The following is a 19504-nucleotide window of genomic DNA, read 5'->3' as shown; positions in this document are numbered from 1 at the left end:
GGCAATCACAGGAACGCCATCGCCAGCAAGCCGGCTCCTACAAGGGGGGCGGTCAACAAAAAAGGAGTAGGCCGTGCTTGCGACGGCGTTAGTGTTGGTGGCGGCGCTGTTGCATGCGGCGTGGAATACCCTGATCAAGTTCAGCGCCGAGCGTTTGCTGGTAGTGGCCTGCATGGACAGCGTGGCAATGCTCTTCGTCGCGCTTATGTTGCCGTTCGTGGCGCTGCCGCCATTGGACATCTGGCCGTGGATTCTCGCCTCGGCAGCCTTCGAGTTGCTCTACCGTTATTTGCTGATCCAGGCTTATCGGGTCGGCGACCTCGGGCTGGTCTATCCGCTGATGCGGGGGTTGTCGCCGCTGGTGGTGCTCGCGCTGACCCTGGTTTTTGCCGGGGAAGTGCTGACCCACCAGCAGATCTTCGGCATTCTGTTGATCCCGCTTGGCATGCTGTGCCTGCTCTGGCAGGGGGGAGGCGGCGCTCGCTTGCCGTGGTCGATGCTGCCTGTGGTCGCGCTGATCGGCTTGTGCATCGGTTGCTACACCTTCATCGATGGCCAGGCCTTGCGGCGCTGGTCGCATCCACTGGATTACTTGGTCTGGGTGACATTGCTCAGTGCCTGGCCGTTTCCGTTGCTGGCCTGGGTGAGCAAGCGGCCGGCGTTCAAGCTGTTCTGGCGTGAGCAATGGCGATTGGGCCTGGCGGTCGGATTCTGCGTGTTGTTCAGCTACGCTCTGGTGCTGTGGGCCATGCAGCTGGGCTCCATTGCCGAAGCGGCGGCCTTGCGCGAGATCAGCGTGATCCTGGTGGTGCTGTTCGGCATGCGTTACCTGAAAGAACCTTTCGGCGGGCCAAGGCTACTGGCCTGCGGGCTGGTTCTGGTTGGCATGCTGGTAATGAAATTTTGACGGGTCTAAACGTGAGAAAGGGACTGCTTCATGAATGTTGCTCTGTGGTGCATTTTAATTGCGATCATCCTGCCGTATGTGTGTACGGCGGTGGCCAAGATCAGCGGTGGATACGGTTTGAGACACAATCACGATCCCCGGGGATTTCTTGATTCCCTGGAGGGCTTGGGCAAGAGGGCACATGCCGCGCAACTGAACAGCTTCGAAGTGGCCCCGGCGTTCGCGGCGGCAGTGCTCGTGGCGCACCTGGTCGGCAATGCGGAGCTCGTGACCCTCAATGTGCTGGCGGTGTTGTTCATCACCAGTCGCCTTCTCTTCATCATTTTCTATCTGGCGGACTGGGCGACCTTGCGGTCGTTGGTGTGGTTTGTGGGGATGGGGCTGATCGTCAGTTTCTTTGTCGTGTCGGTTTAAGGGCAAGATCAAAAGATCGCAGCCTCGTTTCACTCGACAGCTCCTACAGGCATTGAGAGCATCCGCGATAATGCGGCGGATGAGGTCAATGTAGGCGCTGTCGCAGGCTGCGATCTTTTGACTTTAAAGCTTGTCGGCGACTTGCGGCACTTGCGGCAGCGCCGCGCCTTTGGGCCAAAGCATCCAGATCTGCCCCTGCTGCTTCATGTCGCCAGCCAGTTGCCCGGCCGCCTCGCCAGTACCCCAGAACAGATCCGCACGAACCTCGCCGGCAATGGCGCCGCCGGTGTCCTGGGCTGCCACCGGGCGTACCAGTGCAGTGCCATCCGGTTTTGTGGTGGATAACCACAACAGGCTACCCAGCGGAATCACTTTGCGATCCACCGCCGCGCTATAACCGGCCGTCAACGGCACGTTCAGAGAGCCGCGCGGCCCTTCGTTGCTGTCCGGGTTCTGGGTGAAAAATACGTAGCTTGGGTTGCTGCCGAGCAGTTCTGGAATGCGCGCTGGGTTGGCCTTGGCCCAGTTGCTGATTGCACCCATGGTCACGTCTTCTTTCTTCAGCTCGCGTTGCTCCACCAACCAGCGTCCGATCGGTCGATAAGGGTGGCCGTTCTGGTCGGCGTAAGCGATTCGCAGCTGACGACCGCTGTCGAGCTGGATACGACCCGATCCCTGGATTTGCAGGAACTGCAGGTTCATCGGATCGGTCAACCAGGCCACGACGGGAGCCTTGACCCCCTTGCTGCCGATGGTCGCTGCATCGTCGTAAGGCTTGAGCACGCGGCCTTCAAGTCGGCCGCGCAGGCGTTTGCCCTTGAGTTCCGGGTAGATGCTGTCCAGCGAGACGATGATCATATCTTCAGGCACGCCATACACCGGGACGTTCGCCTTTGCGGTTTGGGTCAGGCTGCCGGGGTAGACCGGTTCGTAGTAGCCAGTGATCAAACCGTTGGGATTGTCGTTGGCGGCGCGCAGGCCGTAGACATCCAGGTTCTGCTTGAGAAAACCACGGATGTCGCTGGCACTCTGCGGCACGTTGGTCGCCGCTGCGCAGGTGGCGCCCCAGACCGGGTCAGCCTTGAGTCGGGTGCAGGCGCTGCGCCAGGAGCCGAAACCGGCAACGAGGTCATTGTCGGAGACTGCCGGCAACGCTTCCCAAGTGGCGCTGGAGTAGGTGGCCAGGGCGTGGGTCTTCGGTTGTTTGTCTTCGCCACCGGTGCAGCCAGCGAGCACGGCCACAATCGGAAGCGTCCAGGCCAGGGGGTGACACCAGGCCTTGAAACGGCTGTTCATGGAATATTTCCTTTGCCGGTTGCCTGAGCGTCGTGTGCACTCATGCAACCCGTATTGATAATAGGGGTATTGGTGTTTGCCGGTGACGCGAGGATACTGGCCCCCGTTTTCCGTGACCTGAAGCCACCATGACTCTTAAAAGACTTTCTGTTGTATTGCTGGCCTGCCTGACGCTTTGCGCTTGTGGCGGCGTCGATCCCAACTCGCCCCTCGGTCAGCGCAAGGCCATTTTCAAGCAGATGCTCAAGACCGGTGAAGACCTGGGTGGCATGTTGCGTGGCCGTATTGCGTTCGATGGCCCGAAGTTCGCTGACGGCGCGGTGAAACTCGATGCGCTGTCCCATGAGCCATGGAAACATTTCCCGCAGGTGCGTGAAGAAGACCACACCAGTGCCAAGAATGATGTCTGGGAGAAGCAGGCACGCTTTGAGCAAATGGCTCGCAGTCTTGAAGCGGCCACGGGCGAGCTGGTGATCGCCAGTCAGGTTCAACCCTACAAGGCCAGTAACCTGGGGCCGGCGGTACAGAAGGTCGAAGATGCCTGCAGTGCGTGCCATAAAGAATTTCGGGATCATTGATCAACGATACCCGGTCTGATGTCTTCGCGAGCAGGGGCATGCGGTCAACTGTGGGGGTGAGCCTGCTTGCGAAGGCGGATTTTGCAGCACCAGGGATTGCCGATCTTTACCTGTTCTTATTTATCCAGCTCGTCCACCGCTTCCTGCAATTCCTTGCGGGACTCGGCGAGTTTGTCCTTGCGCTTGTTGATCTTCTCGGGGTCGCCTTGTTTCATGGCTTTATCAAGGTCGGCCTGACGCTTGCTGACTTCGTGCTTGGCGTCGAGCACCTTGTTTTCCCGTTCTTTCTTCAGCGAGGCATCAGTGCAATTGGCGCTGACTTCGCTCAAGGCTTTCTCCAGGCCAGCCTGCTGGTCGGCATTGCCGTGGGATTTGGCCAGTTCGATCTGATTGATGATGCCTTGTTTCTTGGCGGCGCAGCCGGTCAGGCCTGGGGCGTCTTCGACGGCCATCAATGGAGTGGCCATAACGCTGCAAAGGGTCAACAGGACCAGTGGTGGAAGAAATTTCATAAAAGCTCCAGGTGAAAAGGCATACGTGTCGATGCAGCGATGGCACGTTTGAGCCCATCGGGACTTCAGGGTTCCCGGGCGCATGGGCATCACCGGGGCTAAAGCTAAAAACCGTCTATGGCAGCCCGGCGAAGTGTTTCACTCAGCGCCACGACCTGCGGATCGCGAAAAAATGCGCTTAATTGTGCGGCGCGTCCTGGTCCGATGTCGGGTTGGGCCTGCCATTGCTCGATGTCTCGTTGTGCCAGCTCCCGCCATGAGTCGCCCAAGTGTGCCTGGCCGATCGGCGGCATACCCAGGGCTTTGAGCCAGCGGGCGAGTGGGCGTTGCCGGGCATTGTCGAAACTGCTGGCCAGCCGAGTAGCGCTACGCTCGCCGAAACCGTCAATGTTAGCAAGCTCTTGGGCATCGAGGGTCAACCAATCCAACAGGCCGTTCAGGTGACCTGTTTCAAGAAGTTTTTCCCATGTGCCGGGGCCGACATGGGGCAGGTCCAATCCGTGTTTGCCGCTGAGCCATGTCAGGCGTGCGAGAAACTGGCTTTGGCATCCCGGCGTCGGCTGCCAGCAGCTCAATGGGTGAAAGTCGGCAGCCAGCGGTACGTTCATCTCAGGGCGCTCGGTATTGCGCAGCACAACGCCATCGAGCCTGGGAATGGTCAGGCCGGCCAGGCTGATGGCGACCTGGTCGCCCGCTCGGATATCCAGCGTTTGCCAGCGTTGCAAGGAGCTCACGCTGACGCGCTTGATCTGCTGGTCATCGAGCGTCACCGGGATCAACTCCAGCACGGGGGTGATCCGTCCCGTGCGACCAATCTTGAAATGAACTTTTCGTACCTCGGCCAGTGCCTGGGCAAAGGGATACTTCCAGGCAACGATCCAGTATGGCGCTTTTGCCTGCCAGCGTTCGGCGGGCGGGCGCTGCTCTTGGCGCAGGACAATCCCGTCGCTGGCAAACGGCAGGGGCGAGCGATACCAGTGATCACGCCAGTACTCGACTTCGGCTATTGAACTGATGGCCTGGGTGTACTGTGCGGAACTGGAAAAACCGAGTTTTTCCAGTTCCGCGATACGGGCCGGCAAGCTCGTCGGACCGTGGGGCCATTCCCAGGCAAACAGGCCGATCCCCTCGGACTGCTCGACGCTCAATGTCTTGCGGGCCATCAACCCGGCTACCGTGCCGCGGGCGTTCAGGCTGCCGGCGATGGCTTGTACATGGTCAGCGAGGCGCCAGTAGAGCTCGCCCTGTACCACCAGGTCCCGTGGCTCGGACAGGCGTTGAGGAATGGCGCCGACCTGGCGGGCCGAGTCGGTCCAGTCCTGACCATGCACACCATCGCCGCGACTGATCGCCTGGACCAGCAGGCCATTGCGGTAGACCAGGGTCACCGCCACGCCGTCGACCTTGGGCTGGGCCCAGACCTGAGTTCGACCCCGCAGCCAATGCTCGACGGCACCCGCATCTGGCAGTTTTTCCAGGCCGGTATGCGGCACTGGATGGGCCAGCGGACCGCTCGCGGTGCGCAATGGATCGGTAGTCGAGCCGGGACTGAAGCATTGGCGCCATTGGGTCAGTCGTGCGAAGGATTGATCGTAGAGTTCGTCGGCGATCAGCGCACGACCTTCACGGTGATAGCTGTCATCCCAGAGGTCGATTTGTTTTTGCAGCGCGGCGAGTTCTTGTGCGGCACGCGCGGGCGGCCAGGCAGGGCATTCGCCAGCAGCACTGTTCAGGCACAGGCAGGTCAGGAGTAAGCCGGTCAGCAGGCGGGGCAGCATAGTGAGCTTCCTTGCTCGATAGAGGTGCCTGAAGGTTAGTCAGCGGCGGGCTGATGGGTGTGCCGCTGTTTTTCGGAGTGTTTCAACCTACTAAGTTTTCACCCATAAAAAAGCCCCGCACGGCGGACCGTGCGGGGCTTCAGGTACCGCCGGGAAGTCTTACAGGCCGGCAGCAGTGCGCAGGTGTTCGGCGCGGTCGGTCTTTTCCCAGGTGAAGGTGGTGAAGGTGTCATCACCAACCGTCTTGGTTGCCGGGGTGCGACCGAAGTGGCCGTACGCAGCGGTTTCCTGGTACATCGGATGCAGCAGGTCAAGCATGGTGGTGATTGCGTAAGGACGCAGGTCGAACACTTCGCGGACCAGTTTGACGATCTTGTCGTCGCTGATCTTGCCGGTGCCGAAGGTGTTCAGCGAGATCGAAGTCGGCTGGGCAACGCCGATGGCGTAGGACACCTGAATCTCGCAGCGCTCGGCCAGGCCGGCGGCAACGATGTTCTTGGCCACGTAACGACCGGCATAGGCAGCCGAGCGGTCAACCTTGGATGGATCTTTGCCGGAGAACGCACCACCACCGTGGCGGGCCATGCCACCGTAGCTGTCGACAATGATCTTGCGGCCGGTCAGGCCACAATCGCCCACCGGGCCACCGATGATGAACTGGCCGGTCGGGTTGATGTGGAACTGAGTGTCCTTGGACAGCAGTTCGGCAGGCAGCACGTGCTTGACGATCAGCTCCATCACGCCTTCGCGCAGGTCTGCGTACGACACTTCCGGGTTGTGCTGGGTCGACAGGACAACCGCGTCGATGCCGACAACCTTGCCGTTTTCGTAGCGGCAGGTCACTTGCGACTTGGCGTCCGGACGCAGCCAAGGCAGCAGGCCGGATTTACGGGCTTCGGCCTGGCGTTTCACCAGCTGGTGCGAGAACGTGATCGGTGCAGGCATCAGCACGTCGGTTTCGTTGCTGGCGTAGCCGAACATCAGGCCCTGGTCGCCGGCGCCCTGATCTTCAGGCTTGGCACGGTCGACGCCCTGGTTGATGTCAGGGGACTGCTTGCCGATGATGTTCATTACGCCGCAGGTCGCACCGTCGAAGCCGACGTTGGAGCTGGTGTAGCCGATGTTGGTGATGACGTCACGAACGATCTGCTCCAGGTCAACCCAGGCCGAGGTGGTGACTTCGCCAGCGATGATCGCCACGCCGGTTTTCACCAGGGTCTCGCACGCCACGCGCGCGAACTTGTCTTCAGCGATGATGGCGTCCAGCACCGCATCAGAAATCTGGTCGGCGATTTTGTCCGGATGCCCTTCAGACACGGACTCGGAGGTGAAAAGGGAGTATTCGCTCATCTCGATGTTTTCCTGAAATTACCGATGGTGAGTGTCGCCAGCCGACCGCTGAAAATGGCGGACCTGAATCTGGAAACCATTACGTAAGCCTACATAGAGGCTTTCTCCGGGGACGAGCCCCGCAGCGGTGGCCCAACGGGCCAGATCGTCCTGTTCAAACCCCAGCCAGAGATCACCGCAGGCCTCCTTGGCCCAACTCTGGTTGTGGCTACATAATTCTGTCACCAGCAGGCTGCCGCCCGGTTGCAGCAAATTGGCCATGTGCTTGAGCGCATCGGCCGGCGCGGCAAAGTGATGCAATACCATGTTCAGTACAACGCAATCGGCCTTGAGACTGACGCCGTTCAGGGCATCGGCCAGTTGCAGGTTAACGTTAGTCAGCGAATCGCGTTCGCACACCTGGCGTGCCAGTTCGAGCATGGCCTGGCTATTGTCCAGTGCCGTGACCTGAGTGAAGCGGCGCGACAGTTCCGGCAGGAATGCACCGTCGCCGGGGCCGACTTCGATCGCCGTGGCAGCGCTGCCGAAGCTCAGCTTGTCGAGCAGGGCCACCACGCTCTCGCGGTACTGTGGCAGGCCAGCGATCAAGTCTTGCTGGGCGCGAAATTTCTCGGCGACCCGTGAGAAAAAGTCCTGGCTGGCCGCCTCGCGTTGCTTGTGAACCTGGGTGATGCGCATTTGCACGTCGACCGGCAAACGCAGGTTATCCACTTCCTCGAGCAATGCCGCGTGCAATTTTCCCCCCGGCAACTCAGTGTGTGGCAGGGCGCGACGGTAGAAAATCGCATTGCCTTCACGGCGGGTCGCTACCAGATCAGCCTGGGCCAGCACCTTGAGGTGGTGGCTCATGCCCGATTGGCCGATGCCGAAGATCTGCGCCAGTTCCAGTACGCCGAACGAATCGTTGGTCAAGGCGCGCAAGACATTCAGGCGCAAGGGATCGCCGCCGGCCTTGCACAAGGCCGCCAGCTCATCACAATCGTCCTGGCGAATGGAGGGCGCGCGTAAATTCATAGGCCGGCAGTCTAGTCACGCACCGGAAGCACCGCAAGATCAATATCAAAAAGTTTTGATATTGATCGATAGATGGCACTTCTCAGGAGCTGCTCAACTCTACAAACCGATAGCGGAAAGGTTTCACCCGCCTAATCCGTCGCCAAGCGTTGGAAAAACGCCTTCAGATGACTTTCTGTCATTGCCCCGAGGCGTCCGGGTGAGGGAAAATGCTCGCCTTTTTTCCGTTTCATTTTTATCACTCTCGATTCAGAACCCGCAGGAGAACAGCGATGCCTAGCCGTCGTGAGCGTGCCAACGCCATTCGTGCCCTCAGCATGGATGCCGTGCAAAAAGCCAACAGCGGCCATCCCGGTGCCCCCATGGGTATGGCGGATATCGCCGAGGTGCTTTGGCGCGACTACCTCAAGCACAACCCGAGCAATCCATCGTTCGCCGACCGTGACCGCTTCGTGCTGTCCAATGGCCACGGTTCGATGTTGATCTACTCGCTGCTGCACCTCACCGGCTACGATCTGTCGATCGAAGACCTGAAGCAGTTCCGCCAACTGCACAGCCGTACCCCGGGTCACCCGGAATTCGGCTACACGCCGGGCGTCGAGACCACCACCGGCCCGCTGGGCCAGGGCCTGGCCAATGCCGTGGGCTTTGCCTTGGCTGAAAAAGTCATGGCGGCGCAGTTCAACCGTCCTGGCCACAACATCGTCGATCACCACACCTACGTGTTCCTGGGTGATGGCTGCATGATGGAAGGCATCTCCCACGAAGTCAGCTCCCTTGCCGGTACCCTGGGCCTGGGCAAGCTGATCGCGTTCTACGATGACAACGGTATCTCCATCGACGGCGAAGTCGAAGGCTGGTTCACCGATGACACGCCAAAGCGCTTTGAATCGTACAACTGGCAAGTGATCCGCAATGTCGATGGTCATGATCCGGAAGAGATCAAGATCGCGATCGAGACGGCGCGTAAAAGCCCGCAGCCGACGCTCATCTGCTGCAAGACCACCATCGGCTTCGGTTCGCCGAACAAGCAAGGCAAGGAAGACTGCCACGGCGCCCCGCTGGGTGACGCGGAAATCGCCCTGACCCGTGCGGCGTTGAAGTGGAACCACGGCCCGTTCGAAATCCCGGCCGACATTTATGCCGAGTGGGATGCCAAGGAAGCTGGTCGCGCGGTCGAAGCCGAGTGGGACCAGCGTTTCGCGGCCTACTCCGCGGCGTTCCCGACCGAAGCCAATGAGCTGATCCGTCGTCTGAGCGGCGAACTGCCGGCCGACTTCAGCGAAAAAGCCGATGCCTACATCGCCGAAGTGGCTGCCAAGGGCGAGACCATCGCCAGCCGTAAAGCCAGCCAGAACGCCCTGAACGCGTTCGGCCCGCTGCTGCCTGAGTTCCTCGGCGGTTCGGCTGACCTGGCCGGTTCCAACCTGACCCTGTGGAAAGGCTGCAAAGGTGTCACCGCTGAAGACGCCAGCGGCAACTACATGTACTACGGCGTGCGCGAATTCGGCATGACCGCGATCATGAACGGGGTTGCCCTGCACGGCGGCCTGGTGCCTTACGGCGCGACCTTCCTGATGTTCATGGAATACGCCCGCAACGCGGTGCGCATGTCGGCCCTGATGAAGCAGCGCGTGATCCACGTCTACACCCACGACTCCATCGGTCTGGGCGAAGACGGCCCGACTCACCAGCCAATCGAGCAACTGGCCAGCCTGCGCTGCACGCCAAACCTCGACACCTGGCGTCCGGCCGATGCCGTTGAATCGGCGGTGTGCTGGAAGTATGCACTGGAGCGTAAAGACGGTCCTTCGGCCCTGATCTTCTCGCGTCAGAACCTGCAGCACCAGACCCGCAATGCCCTGCAGGTCGCCGACATCAGCCGCGGTGGCTACGTGTTGAAGGACTGCGCAGGCGAGCCTGAGCTGATCCTGATCGCTACTGGTTCGGAAGTCGGCCTGGCCGTTCAGGCGTACGACAAGCTGACCGAGCAGGGCCGCAAGGTGCGCGTGGTTTCCATGCCTTGCACCAGCGTGTTCGACGCCCAGGACGCTGGCTACAAGCAATCGGTCCTGCCGCTGCAGGTCAGCGCCCGTATCGCCATCGAAGCTTCCATTGCCGACTACTGGTACAAGTATGTCGGCCTGGAAGGTCGCGTGATCGGCATGACCACCTACGGCGAGTCGGCGCCTGCGCCTGCCTTGTTCGAAGAGTTCGGCTTCACCCTGGAAAACATCCTGGGTCAGGCTGAAGAGCTGCTGGAAGACTAAGCACAGCGCGGCGGTCTAATGACCGCCGCGAACCCTTGTAGGAGCGAGCATGCTCGCGATGGTCGTTAACGATAACGCCGGCTGTCTGGATGAACGCGTTGTCCTGAAGTCCATCGCGAGCATGCTCGCTCCTACAGGTGGGGTGTGTTGTTAAAGAGATTTCGTCTGACTGCGTCTATCGAGAACCCCCATGCCTCAACCGCGTCCCTACAAAGTTGCACTCAACGGCTACGGCCGGATTGGTCGTTGCGTATTGCGTGCGTTGTTTGAACGAGGCGATAAGGCCGGGTTCGAGATTGTCGCGATCAACGATCTGGCCGACATGGCCAGCATCGAATACCTGACACGCTTCGACTCCACCCACGGGCGCTTTCCCGGTGAGGTCAGGGTCGATGGCGATTGTCTGCATATTAATGGCGACTGCGTGAAGGTCCTGCGCAGTGCTACTCCCGAAGGCATCGATTGGGCGTCGTTGGGCGTCGATCTGGTGCTGGAATGCTCCGGCGCTTACCACACCCGCGAAGACGGCCAACGGTTCCTCGACGCTGGCGCTCCGCGCGTATTGTTTTCCCAGCCGATGGCCAGCGAGGCGGATGTCGACGCCACTATCGTCTACGGCGTGAACCAGGATTGCCTGACGGGCGATGAGTTGCTGGTGTCCAACGCTTCTTGCACGACTAACTGCGGCGTGCCGTTGTTGCGATTGCTGGATCAGGCCATCGGGCTCGAGTACGTGTCGATTACCACCATCCATTCGGCAATGAACGACCAGCCAGTGATCGACGCCTATCATCACGAAGACCTGCGCCGCACCCGTTCGGCGTTTCAGTCGGTGATTCCGGTGTCCACTGGTCTGGCGCGCGGCATTGAACGCTTGCTGCCGGAACTTGCCGGGCGAATTCAGGCCAAAGCCGTACGCGTTCCGACGGTTAACGTGTCTTGCCTCGACATCACGATGCAGACCGTGAGCGACACCGACGCCACCGAGGTCAACCGGATCCTGCGCGAGGCTGCCACCCGCGGCCCGCTCAAAGGCCTTCTAGCCTACACCGAGTTGCCCCATGCAAGTTGTGATTTCAACCACGACCCACATTCGGCGATCGTCGATGCCAGTCAGACTCGAGTTTCCGGCCCAAGGCTGGTGAACATCCTGGCCTGGTTCGACAACGAATGGGGTTTTGCCAACCGAATGCTGGATGTTGCGGAACACTATCTGCACACAGCCTCAAAAAAACCTGCTCTCTAAGAACAGCTACTCAGGAAATGCGACCCATGACCGTGTTGAAGATGTCCGACCTCGATCTGCAAGGTAAGCGCGTACTGATTCGCGAAGACCTCAACGTCCCAGTCAAGGACGGTGTAGTCACCAGCGATGCGCGAATCCTGGCTTCGCTGCCGACCATCAAGCTGGCCCTGGAAAAAGGCGCGGCCGTGATGGTCTGCTCGCACCTTGGCCGTCCGACCGAAGGCGAATTCTCCGCCGAGAACAGCCTCAAGCCAGTGGCAGACTACCTGAGCAAGGCTCTGGGTCGCGAAGTGCCGCTGGTGGCTGATTACCTCGACGGCGTCGACGTGAAAGCCGGCGACATCGTGCTGTTTGAAAACGTGCGCTTCAACAAGGGCGAAAAGAAAAACGCGGACGAGCTTGCCAAGCAGTACGCAGCTCTGTGCGATGTGTTCGTGATGGACGCCTTCGGCACCGCGCACCGTGCCGAGGGTTCGACCCACGGCGTGGCCAAGTTCGCCAAGGTTGCCGCCGCGGGCCCACTGCTCGCCGCCGAACTGGACGCGCTGGGCAAGGCCCTGGGCGCACCGGCCCAGCCGATGGCCGCGATCGTTGCCGGTTCCAAGGTATCGACCAAGCTTGACGTTCTTAACAGCCTGAGCCAGATCTGCGACCAGCTGATTGTCGGCGGCGGTATCGCTAACACTTTCCTGGCGGCGGCTGGTCACCCGGTCGGCAAATCGCTGTACGAGCCGGACCTGCTGGACACCGCCCGCGCCATTGCCGCCAAAGTCAGCGTGCCGCTGCCGGTGGACGTGGTGGTTGCCAAGGAATTCGCTGAAAGCGCGACGGCTACTGTCAAGTTGATCGCCGATGTTGCCGATGACGACATGATTCTTGATATTGGCCCGCAGACGGCGGCGAACTTCGCCGAACTGCTGAAGTCATCCAAGACTATCCTGTGGAACGGTCCGGTTGGCGTGTTTGAATTCGACCAGTTCGGTAACGGCACCAAAGTGCTGGCCCAGGCCATCGCTGACAGTGCCGCATTCTCCATTGCTGGCGGCGGCGACACCCTGGCGGCCATCGATAAATATGGCGTTGCCGAGCAAATCTCCTACATTTCTACCGGTGGCGGCGCGTTCCTGGAGTTCGTCGAAGGCAAGGTGTTGCCAGCCGTTGAAGTCCTGGAAAGCCGGGCCAAGGCCTGAGGGTCGCCCGTTTGACCAGGCAAGGGAGTGTTGACATGGTCAAGACCTTAGCGCTGTTGATCGTAGCGGGATTGCTGGCGGCTTGTGGGAGTAATCCCAAGGCTACGTCGGAACCCGCGCCGTCGGCGCCCCAGAACGGTTGCTATCAAGCCGACTGGCAGGCAGAAACCAATCCGGTGCTCAACAAGCGTTCCGGGCCTGATGGCCTGGACAAATACGAGACACAGGCTCCCGCCAAGGAACATGGTTGTCCTTGACGGGTCTGACTCTTTACTCAGCGCTGGCGGTGTCTGCCGTCAGTCGAGGGACATGGATGAAAGGCTTTATCGCCATTACGGCGTTGGTATTGCTGGGCGGGTGCACGAACTGGAACCCGTTCCAGTCGTCCACCCCTGCCGATGACTGGACTACCTGGACCTGCGACAGCCAGGCCAAGGTGGTTTGGCGCTACACCGACGACAGCCGCCAGGAAGTCGACGTGCGCCTGGGCGGAGCCGATCAGGTTCATCGCCTCAAGCAGGAGCCAGGCGCGTCGGGTTCGCTGTACAGCGACAACATGCTGGCGTTTCACATGAAAGGTGAGGAAGGCCTGGTTTACTGGGTCGCCACCAATGATTTGATTGGCCGCGGTTGTAAGGCGCAATAAACGGACTGTGCTGTACCTGTAGGAGCGAGCATGCTCGCGATGGTCGTTAACGATAACGCTGGCTGTCTGATACCCAGCGGTGCTCCTTCGTTCATCGCGAGCATGCTCGCTCCTACAGGGGCCGGCGTTGAGATTGATGTAACACCGAATTCGCAGCCCGGGACCAACCCCCGATCTGCAATAACTTGAATAGCCGCCGCCGCTACGGCAGGCTGGCACGATTAACGACCCAAACCGGGAGAGACACACACAATGGCACTTATCAGCATGCGCCAGATGCTGGACCACGCAGCCGAGTTCGGCTACGGCGTTCCAGCCTTCAACGTCAACAACCTTGAGCAGATGCGCGCCATCATGGAAGCCGCTGACAAGACTGACTCCCCGGTGATCGTCCAGGCTTCGGCCGGTGCTCGCAAATACGCCGGCGCACCGTTCCTGCGTCACCTGATCCTGGCGGCCATCGAAGAATTCCCGCACATCCCGGTGTGCATGCACCAGGATCACGGCACCAGCCCTGACGTCTGCCAGCGTTCCATCCAACTGGGCTTCAGCTCGGTGATGATGGATGGCTCCCTTGGCGAAGACGGCAAGACCCCGACCGACTACGACTACAACGTACGCGTTACTCAACAAACCGTGGCCATGGCTCACGCCTGCGGCGTCTCGGTAGAAGGCGAGCTGGGCTGCCTGGGTTCGCTGGAAACCGGCATGGCCGGTGAAGAAGACGGTATTGGCGCCGAAGGCGTTCTGGACCACAGCCAGATGCTGACCGACCCGGAAGAAGCCGCTGACTTCGTCAAGCGCACCCAGGTCGATGCCCTGGCCATCGCCATCGGCACCAGCCACGGCGCCTACAAGTTCACCAAACCGCCTACCGGCGATGTATTGGCAATCGACCGCATCAAAGAGATCCACAAGCGCATTCCGAACACTCACCTGGTGATGCACGGCTCGTCTTCGGTTCCGCAAGAGTGGCTGGCGATCATCAACCAGTACGGCGGCGACATTAAGGAGACCTACGGCGTACCGGTTGAGGAAATCGTCGAAGGCATCAAGCACGGCGTGCGCAAGGTCAATATCGACACCGACCTGCGCCTGGCGTCCACCGGTGCGATGCGTCGCCTGATGGCCACCAACCCGAGCGAATTCGACCCGCGTAAATTCTTCGGCGCCACTGTGACTGCCATGCGCGACGTGTGCATCGCCCGTTACGAAGCCTTCGGTACCGCAGGCAACGCTTCGAAGATCAAGCCGATCTCCCTGGAAGGGATGTATCAGCGTTATCTGAAAGGTGAGTTGAACGCCAAGGTTAACTAAGTCTTCAGTTTGGGAGCGCCTCGCGAGCTTCCGTGAATGACTGGCGGTTGACAAAAAATGCCCTTGTCGCAAAGACAAGGGCATTTTTTATGTTCGTTAAAAGTTTCTTGAGATTTCGTAATCTTATATTTCGTAGTTTGTCGGTTGTATATTTTAGTAATTATTAATGTTGTTGAATTTTGAAATAACCTGTCAAAACTGAGGGTGGACAAGTTTTTATTTAGTGTTCAGTATCTGGGTTCAATTCAATGTGTGGAGTTTAAAAATTGAACTACTTAAATTTTGATACTAGTAATAGTAAGAAACACTTTTGGAGCCGTGGAGTGGTTTCACTGGGCCTTCTGGGTGTTATTGCCTTTGCTGGTAATGTAAATGCGGCTGATGAAATGTGCCCACAGGTTAGTCAAATCATGGCGCAGTCAATTACTCCGGAGCGCGGTTTTACCTATGCAGCCAATGCCATCAGAGGGGGCTGGAAAGGTGAGAATCCGGCCGCGACTGAGTCATATCTTGATAAAGTGAAGTTCACCTCGGCAGCCATTCGACAAACTACTGATAACGGTAACCCGGTGTATTTTGTTGCCTGTGATTACGAGGGCGAAGGTAAGGCAGGTGTGAGGATGTCGCAGCGCTTTCCTGCGCCAGCCAAGCCAGTCGGTAATGACTGGAAAGATAACTTCTGTTCTGCTGGTGTAAGCCAGTGTGCTTTCAAGTTTGATTGAATGAAAGAATAACTCAAAGTCAGCTAAAAGCCTTGATTGTTCAGGCTTTTAGTTGTTTAAGCTGAAGCTCGAGTCTTGGGGCTACCGATTATCGATCGACCAGGAATTTCGGGTTGGCGGCGCCCCACATCGTGTATACCTCGGCCAGCTACCGGCAGGCGCTGGCCGTCGATCAGGACGATGCCTTTGCAAGTCGTGTTCACTTATCGTGGTCAATAATTCAGGATGCTGTACGGGGTTCTTTCTCAAAGAGCGGGTTTTCTGAAAAATTCTATGTCAAGTATGTAGAGCGACTGGGTATGAGGGTCGCTATATACGCGTTTTCCCTTGAGGGATTCATAACGCCGATTGATGGCTTCGAGGATGAAGTATCCAGAGCGCGCGTTGTGGTCACGAGTGTTTGACCCGGCAAAGTAAATGTCGGTTTGAATGCCGTTCGCATTTCTGAAGCGATAGTCCCCGACCAGACCGTATTCGATCACGCCAATACGTAGAGTACCTGTCATGGCGCCGCTTCTGTCCGTGCTGGAAGTGATGTTCAGTTCGTAGGTTGTTCCCGCTTTATCCGTAGCGTTATAAACGGCAGTGATGCGGCCCAGCATGCTGATGTCTTCCTTGGCACTCATGGAGTCTGTTCCTTGGGGTAATCTGCAGAAGGAAAACGGTAATGGGTTGCCAGCCAAGAATAATTTGCAGATGGCGAATTTTCACCTGTTATAAATGACAGTTACTTATTCGAATTTATTGTGTTATGTGAATTTTTAGCAATAAGAACTCCCGTTTGTGCAGAATGCGTCGATTCCCCTTCGAGTTTCACGCCAGTGGCGACTGTAAATGTTAATTCAATCTGTATTTGCTGTTATTGCGAAATCGTCTATTAGACTGTCATTTTGCACAGGTGATTTTGGAATGGGGTAGCCCTACTCTCGTTTGGGTGAAAAACTTAATCTGCACGAATCGAAATGAGGGGTGGATATGCGGATTAAACTTGAGCAGCTTTTTGAGGAAAATATAATCAAGACAGTAATGGTGGAGGTTTATGTTTAAGAGCGAATTTTATCCCGAGGTTCATTCCCGCGTGAGCGGAAATGAAACAATGGGAAGTGCTTTTTACTTATCGTGATCGATATCGAGTTTGCTGAATGTCACCTTACCGCCCTCTGTGGTGTATCCCGTGTTGTCCTGCACATACACCCCGGCCTTGAAGTACAGCGGTTTGACTCGCCAGGTCTGGCTGATGTTGGTGTCCCATTGGTAACCCGCGGCGCTGACCCCCAGCGCGCCGCCAGGACTGAGGTGAAGGAGGTAGGAAAACTCCTGGTCCAGTTTCACGCCGGAGGCGACAGTGATTACCCGACCTTCGTCGTCATCGGGGTGCATGCGTACTTTGGCGACGATGTTGCCGCTCTTAGTGCTGGTCGTATATTGGTACTCGACCTTGACCAGAGGCTTCTGGCTTTGGTAGGCGTGGATCTGACCAATGACGATCTTTCCAGAGCTCGGCACCTGGTTCACCGCCAGGGTGGCACGCAGGAAGTTGTCGGCATTGGGGTAGTACCAGTTTTTCAGGGTGCCGTTGCTGTAGGTTTCCCGTAGTTCGGTACGTGGGTATTTGGCATTTTCGGTGCGCGTGCCAGTCACCGGGGTCCAGAAAATCAGTGTGCCGGTGTCGGAATGGAAGTATTGATCCTTGAAGCCATCTACCAGTTTGGATGTTTCAACGGTGTAGGGCGGGCTGCCGACGGGAACGCTGAGGTTCCAGGTTGCGAGATCGATCATAGTCAAAAGCTTCCACGAATTCATACTGCACGGGCGTGCCAAACGCTCTGGCACGCACTTTTTTGGGCGGCCTTTATAAGCGCAGTGAACTATTTTGTTAACGCCCATTGGGCAGGTTTTTGGCGCCAACATCCTGTCGAAATGCCATCCCTCCCGGTTTTGGCGGGCTGTAGCGCCGACCGTTAGTCGGCTAAATCTGCATCGGCCGAGTGATGGCGCACTGACACCTACTGCTTTCACTGATCACCGTCTAGAGTGAAGGCACAGTATCTGTCCGGTTTTCACGAGAAGTCGGCCTGACTTCCAGACCTAGAGAAGCAGCATGGAATGCGCGCACCCAATGCCAGCTGAAGGCCATTCAACCCTGTTGATCGTCGATGACTACCCTGAAAATCTGGTCAGCATGCGGGCATTGCTGCAGCGCCAGGATTGGCAGGTCATCACCGCTGCCTCGGGTTTCGAGGCGCTCGGGCTGTTGCTTGAGCACGAAATCGACCTGGTGTTGCTGGACGTTCAAATGCCGGGCATGGACGGTTTCGAAGTGGCGCGCCTGATGCGCGGCAGCCAACGGACGCGCCTGACGCCGATCATTTTCCTGACCGCCAATGAACAGTCCCAGGACGCCGTGATCAAGGGTTACGCCAGTGGCGCAGTGGATTACCTGTTCAAGCCCTTCGACCCGCAGATTCTCAAACCCAAGGTCCAGGCGCTGCTCGAACATCAGCGTAATCGCCGGGCCTTGCAGCGACTGAGTCATGACCTGGAGGCCGCTCGCGCGTTTAACGCCTCGGTGCTGGACAACGCCGCCGAAGGCATTCTGGTCGTTGGCGAGGACGGCCTGATTCGTTTTGCCAACCCGGCGATGTCGCGGTTGCTCAGTGCTACGGTGCAGGAGCTGGAGGGCAGGGAGTTCCTGGATTTCCTGCAAAAACCACACATACCGGTGTGGGCCGATTCTGACGTGTTGAGCGGTTACAAGCGCGGCGAGACCTTGCGCCTGCACGACGCTTTGCTGCGTACCGCCCCCGGGCAACAGGTGCCGGTGGCACTGTCTTGCGCGCCACTGCCCTCTGACCAGCACGCGATGGTCGTGACAGTGTTGGACATGTCGGTGGTGCGCCACCTGCACCAGCAACTCGAATTCCAGGCGGTCACCGATCCGCTGACCGGGCTGCTCAACCGTCGCGGCTTCTACCAGACCGTGGAAAATCTGCTGTTGCGCGGCGAGCGCTCGGACAGCGCATGGGTCCTGCTGTACCTGGACCTCGATGGCTTTAAACGGGTTAACGATTCTCTCGGTCACGATGCAGGCGACCGGGTTCTTCGTTGGGTGTCAGAACAGTTGAAGGCCTGTCTGCGCCCGTTCGATATCCTGGCACGCATGGGGGGCGATGAGTTCACGGCGCTGCTGGACCTGGAATTTCCTGAACAGGCGGCAAAAGTTGCGGAAAAACTCATCGAACGGGTATCGATCTGCCAGCAAATCGACGGTATGGATATCGTCCTTGGTGCCAGTATTGGTATTGCCACCTTTCCCGATTGTGGTGCCAATCTCGACGGTTTGATGCGTGCGTCCGATATTGCCATGTACGAGGCCAAGCGCGCCGGTCGTCAACAGTATCGGTTTTACGATCACGAAATGAACGGTCGGGCACGATCGCGCCTGATGCTCGAAGAAAGCGTACGCACGGCCATCGAAAACCGTGATTTCAATCTCGTGTATCAACCGCAGGTGGCTGTTGCCGATGGGCGAACTCGCGGGTTCGAAGCGTTGCTGCGTTGGCAGCACCCGAGCGTCGGCGACGTTCCGCCAGGATTGTTTTTGCCGCTGCTGGAAGAAGCGCGATTGATCAGTCGCCTGGGCAGCTGGATTTACCAGAACAGTGCCGGGCAGCGCAAAGCCTGGGAGGCTCTGTTTGGCGAGGATCTGGTGGTGAGCGTCAGTTTGAGCAGCACTCAGTTTGCCATGCCCAATCTGGTCACCGAATTGCGCCAGGTCGTGGAGCGCCATGGCTTGAAGCCGCGTCATCTGGAAGTCGAAGTGACGGAAGCGGCCCTGATGCACAACCCTGACGAAACCCGCAAACAGCTGCGTTTGCTGCGCAATCTGGGGGTGCGGGTGGCGCTGGATGATTTCGGTTCAGGCCCGTGTTCTTTATCCCACTTGCGCGATCTGGAGATGGATACGCTGAAGCTTGACCGCCATCTGATCAGCCGTATTCCTGAGTCTTCAAGGGATGCGGCCCTGGTGCGTAATGTGATCGACCTGTGCAAAGAGTACGGGATGCTGGTGATTGCCGAGGGGGTCGAAACCATGGCGCAATACCAGTGGCTGCAGGCCAATGGTTGTGAATATGTGCAAGGTTTCCTGGTAGCCCGGCCGATGATGGCCGAAGACACCGAAAGCTTTATGCAGCCCTTCGACTGGGGCGCGCTGACTCGCTGAATTCGCTACACTGGCTACCTTTTGCTGATTTGCGTTGCT

At 58.5% G+C, this 19504-nt stretch carries 18 protein-coding genes; 11 read left to right on the top strand and 7 right to left on the bottom strand.

What is annotated here, in order from left to right; genetic code table 11:
- Nucleotides 1–73 precede the first annotated feature (73 nt).
- Together AC3WWR_RS08795 and AC3WWR_RS08790 are read left to right on the top strand one after the other, a co-directional pair.
- A complete protein-coding gene (locus AC3WWR_RS08795; RefSeq protein ID WP_020800891.1) occupies nucleotides 74–907 on the top strand; it encodes an EamA family transporter in 834 nt (277 codons plus the stop codon).
- Nucleotides 908–937: 30 nt separating this feature from the next.
- Entirely contained in the window at nucleotides 938–1321 is a 384-nt protein-coding gene (locus AC3WWR_RS08790) for an MAPEG family protein (RefSeq protein WP_020800890.1), read from the top strand.
- A 123-nt stretch (nucleotides 1322–1444) separates the two neighbouring features.
- Here the strand turns inward: AC3WWR_RS08790 and mltA are convergent, their stop codons facing one another.
- Nucleotides 1445–2617, bottom strand: a complete 1173-nt coding sequence (mltA, locus tag AC3WWR_RS08785) for a murein transglycosylase A (protein WP_432668685.1) — start codon at nucleotides 2615–2617, stop codon at nucleotides 1445–1447.
- A 128-nt stretch (nucleotides 2618–2745) separates the two neighbouring features.
- Between mltA and AC3WWR_RS08780 the strand changes: the two genes are divergently transcribed.
- Nucleotides 2746–3195 carry a c-type cytochrome gene (locus AC3WWR_RS08780; RefSeq protein ID WP_020800888.1) on the top strand — a complete coding sequence of 150 codons (450 nt, stop codon included), beginning with the start codon at nucleotides 2746–2748 and terminating at the stop codon, nucleotides 3193–3195.
- Between the two features lie 116 nt (nucleotides 3196–3311).
- On the opposite strand, the gene AC3WWR_RS08775 is transcribed toward AC3WWR_RS08780, so the two are convergent.
- From AC3WWR_RS08775 to AC3WWR_RS08760, 4 genes are all read right to left on the bottom strand, one after another.
- Nucleotides 3312–3707, bottom strand: coding sequence for a DUF1090 domain-containing protein (locus AC3WWR_RS08775; protein ID WP_020800887.1), 396 nt, complete (start codon nucleotides 3705–3707; stop codon nucleotides 3312–3314).
- A gap of 104 nt (nucleotides 3708–3811) precedes the next feature.
- The gene (ligB, locus tag AC3WWR_RS08770; protein ID WP_432668684.1) at nucleotides 3812–5485 is read right to left on the bottom strand and encodes an NAD-dependent DNA ligase LigB; all 1674 of its coding nucleotides are present in this window, start codon (nucleotides 5483–5485) and stop codon (nucleotides 3812–3814) included.
- Between the two features lie 159 nt (nucleotides 5486–5644).
- The gene (gene metK, locus AC3WWR_RS08765; protein WP_020800885.1) at nucleotides 5645–6835 is read right to left on the bottom strand and encodes a methionine adenosyltransferase; all 1191 of its coding nucleotides are present in this window, start codon (nucleotides 6833–6835) and stop codon (nucleotides 5645–5647) included.
- An 18-nt stretch (nucleotides 6836–6853) separates the two neighbouring features.
- A complete protein-coding gene (locus tag AC3WWR_RS08760) occupies nucleotides 6854–7849 on the bottom strand; it encodes an ArsR/SmtB family transcription factor (RefSeq protein WP_033045623.1) in 996 nt (331 codons plus the stop codon).
- Nucleotides 7850–8121: 272 nt separating this feature from the next.
- Here AC3WWR_RS08760 and tkt point away from each other — a divergent pair, with 272 nt between their 5' ends.
- The 7 genes from tkt to AC3WWR_RS08725 all read left to right on the top strand — a co-directional run bounded on the left by tkt (nucleotide 8122) and on the right by AC3WWR_RS08725 (nucleotide 15240).
- Nucleotides 8122–10119 (top strand): transketolase, encoded by a 1998-nt coding sequence (tkt, locus tag AC3WWR_RS08755; protein WP_020800883.1) that lies wholly within the window; start codon nucleotides 8122–8124, stop codon nucleotides 10117–10119.
- A gap of 190 nt (nucleotides 10120–10309) precedes the next feature.
- Nucleotides 10310–11365, top strand: a complete 1056-nt coding sequence (gene epd / locus AC3WWR_RS08750) for an erythrose-4-phosphate dehydrogenase (protein ID WP_033044723.1) — start codon at nucleotides 10310–10312, stop codon at nucleotides 11363–11365.
- Between the two features lie 26 nt (nucleotides 11366–11391).
- Nucleotides 11392–12555: a phosphoglycerate kinase gene (locus tag AC3WWR_RS08745; protein WP_020800881.1), complete on the top strand. Its 1164-nt coding sequence runs from the start codon at nucleotides 11392–11394 to the stop codon at nucleotides 12553–12555.
- Nucleotides 12556–12590: 35 nt separating this feature from the next.
- Nucleotides 12591–12812, top strand: a complete 222-nt coding sequence (locus AC3WWR_RS08740) for a putative periplasmic lipoprotein (protein ID WP_020800880.1) — start codon at nucleotides 12591–12593, stop codon at nucleotides 12810–12812.
- A 56-nt stretch (nucleotides 12813–12868) separates the two neighbouring features.
- Nucleotides 12869–13201, top strand: coding sequence for an MliC family protein (locus AC3WWR_RS08735; RefSeq protein ID WP_432668680.1), 333 nt, complete (start codon nucleotides 12869–12871; stop codon nucleotides 13199–13201).
- A 252-nt stretch (nucleotides 13202–13453) separates the two neighbouring features.
- Nucleotides 13454–14518, top strand: coding sequence for a class II fructose-bisphosphate aldolase (gene fba, locus AC3WWR_RS08730; RefSeq protein WP_007975467.1), 1065 nt, complete (start codon nucleotides 13454–13456; stop codon nucleotides 14516–14518).
- Nucleotides 14519–14784: 266 nt separating this feature from the next.
- On the top strand, nucleotides 14785–15240 hold the full coding sequence (locus AC3WWR_RS08725) for a DUF3757 domain-containing protein (protein WP_116287605.1): 456 nt from the start codon (nucleotides 14785–14787) through the stop codon (nucleotides 15238–15240).
- A 245-nt stretch (nucleotides 15241–15485) separates the two neighbouring features.
- On the opposite strand, the gene AC3WWR_RS08720 is transcribed toward AC3WWR_RS08725, so the two are convergent.
- Together AC3WWR_RS08720 and AC3WWR_RS08715 are read right to left on the bottom strand one after the other, a co-directional pair.
- Nucleotides 15486–15866, bottom strand: a complete 381-nt coding sequence (locus AC3WWR_RS08720; RefSeq protein ID WP_083349847.1) for a hypothetical protein — start codon at nucleotides 15864–15866, stop codon at nucleotides 15486–15488.
- Nucleotides 15867–16350: 484 nt separating this feature from the next.
- Complete coding sequence (locus AC3WWR_RS08715) at nucleotides 16351–17019, bottom strand: polysaccharide lyase family 7 protein (protein ID WP_492598649.1); 669 nt, start codon at nucleotides 17017–17019, stop codon at nucleotides 16351–16353.
- 322 nt (nucleotides 17020–17341) lie between these two features.
- On the opposite strand from AC3WWR_RS08715, the gene AC3WWR_RS08710 reads away from it, so the two are divergent.
- Entirely contained in the window at nucleotides 17342–19465 is a 2124-nt protein-coding gene (locus AC3WWR_RS08710; protein WP_454866339.1) for a putative bifunctional diguanylate cyclase/phosphodiesterase, read from the top strand.
- Nucleotides 19466–19504: the final 39 nt, after the last annotated feature.

Source organism: Pseudomonas sp. EB271-G4-1 (genome assembly GCF_058791355.1).
Note: the sequence above shows the minus strand (reverse complement) of the source record. Positions and strands in the feature narration are given on the sequence as shown.

Bases quoted from the DNA above. Each gene is read 5' to 3' on its own strand.
- AC3WWR_RS08790 (WP_020800890.1), top strand. From the start codon at position 938: ATGAATGTTGCTCTGTGGTGCATTTTAATTGCGATCATCCTGCCGTAT.
- mltA (WP_432668685.1), bottom strand. From the start codon at position 2,617: ATGAACAGCCGTTTCAAGGCCTGGTGTCACCCCCTGGCCTGGACGCTT.
- AC3WWR_RS08780 (WP_020800888.1), top strand. From the start codon at position 2,746: ATGACTCTTAAAAGACTTTCTGTTGTATTGCTGGCCTGCCTGACGCTT.
- AC3WWR_RS08775 (WP_020800887.1), bottom strand. From the start codon at position 3,707: ATGAAATTTCTTCCACCACTGGTCCTGTTGACCCTTTGCAGCGTTATG.
- ligB (WP_432668684.1), bottom strand. From the start codon at position 5,485: ATGCTGCCCCGCCTGCTGACCGGCTTACTCCTGACCTGCCTGTGCCTG.
- metK (WP_020800885.1), bottom strand. From the start codon at position 6,835: ATGAGCGAATACTCCCTTTTCACCTCCGAGTCCGTGTCTGAAGGGCAT.
- AC3WWR_RS08760 (WP_033045623.1), bottom strand. From the start codon at position 7,849: ATGAATTTACGCGCGCCCTCCATTCGCCAGGACGATTGTGATGAGCTG.
- tkt (WP_020800883.1), top strand. From the start codon at position 8,122: ATGCCTAGCCGTCGTGAGCGTGCCAACGCCATTCGTGCCCTCAGCATG.
- epd (WP_033044723.1), top strand. From the start codon at position 10,310: ATGCCTCAACCGCGTCCCTACAAAGTTGCACTCAACGGCTACGGCCGG.
- AC3WWR_RS08745 (WP_020800881.1), top strand. From the start codon at position 11,392: ATGACCGTGTTGAAGATGTCCGACCTCGATCTGCAAGGTAAGCGCGTA.
- AC3WWR_RS08740 (WP_020800880.1), top strand. From the start codon at position 12,591: ATGGTCAAGACCTTAGCGCTGTTGATCGTAGCGGGATTGCTGGCGGCT.
- AC3WWR_RS08735 (WP_432668680.1), top strand. From the start codon at position 12,869: ATGAAAGGCTTTATCGCCATTACGGCGTTGGTATTGCTGGGCGGGTGC.
- fba (WP_007975467.1), top strand. From the start codon at position 13,454: ATGGCACTTATCAGCATGCGCCAGATGCTGGACCACGCAGCCGAGTTC.
- AC3WWR_RS08720 (WP_083349847.1), bottom strand. From the start codon at position 15,866: ATGAGTGCCAAGGAAGACATCAGCATGCTGGGCCGCATCACTGCCGTT.
- AC3WWR_RS08715 (WP_492598649.1), bottom strand. From the start codon at position 17,019: ATGATCGATCTCGCAACCTGGAACCTCAGCGTTCCCGTCGGCAGCCCG.
- AC3WWR_RS08710 (WP_454866339.1), top strand. From the start codon at position 17,342: ATGGAATGCGCGCACCCAATGCCAGCTGAAGGCCATTCAACCCTGTTG.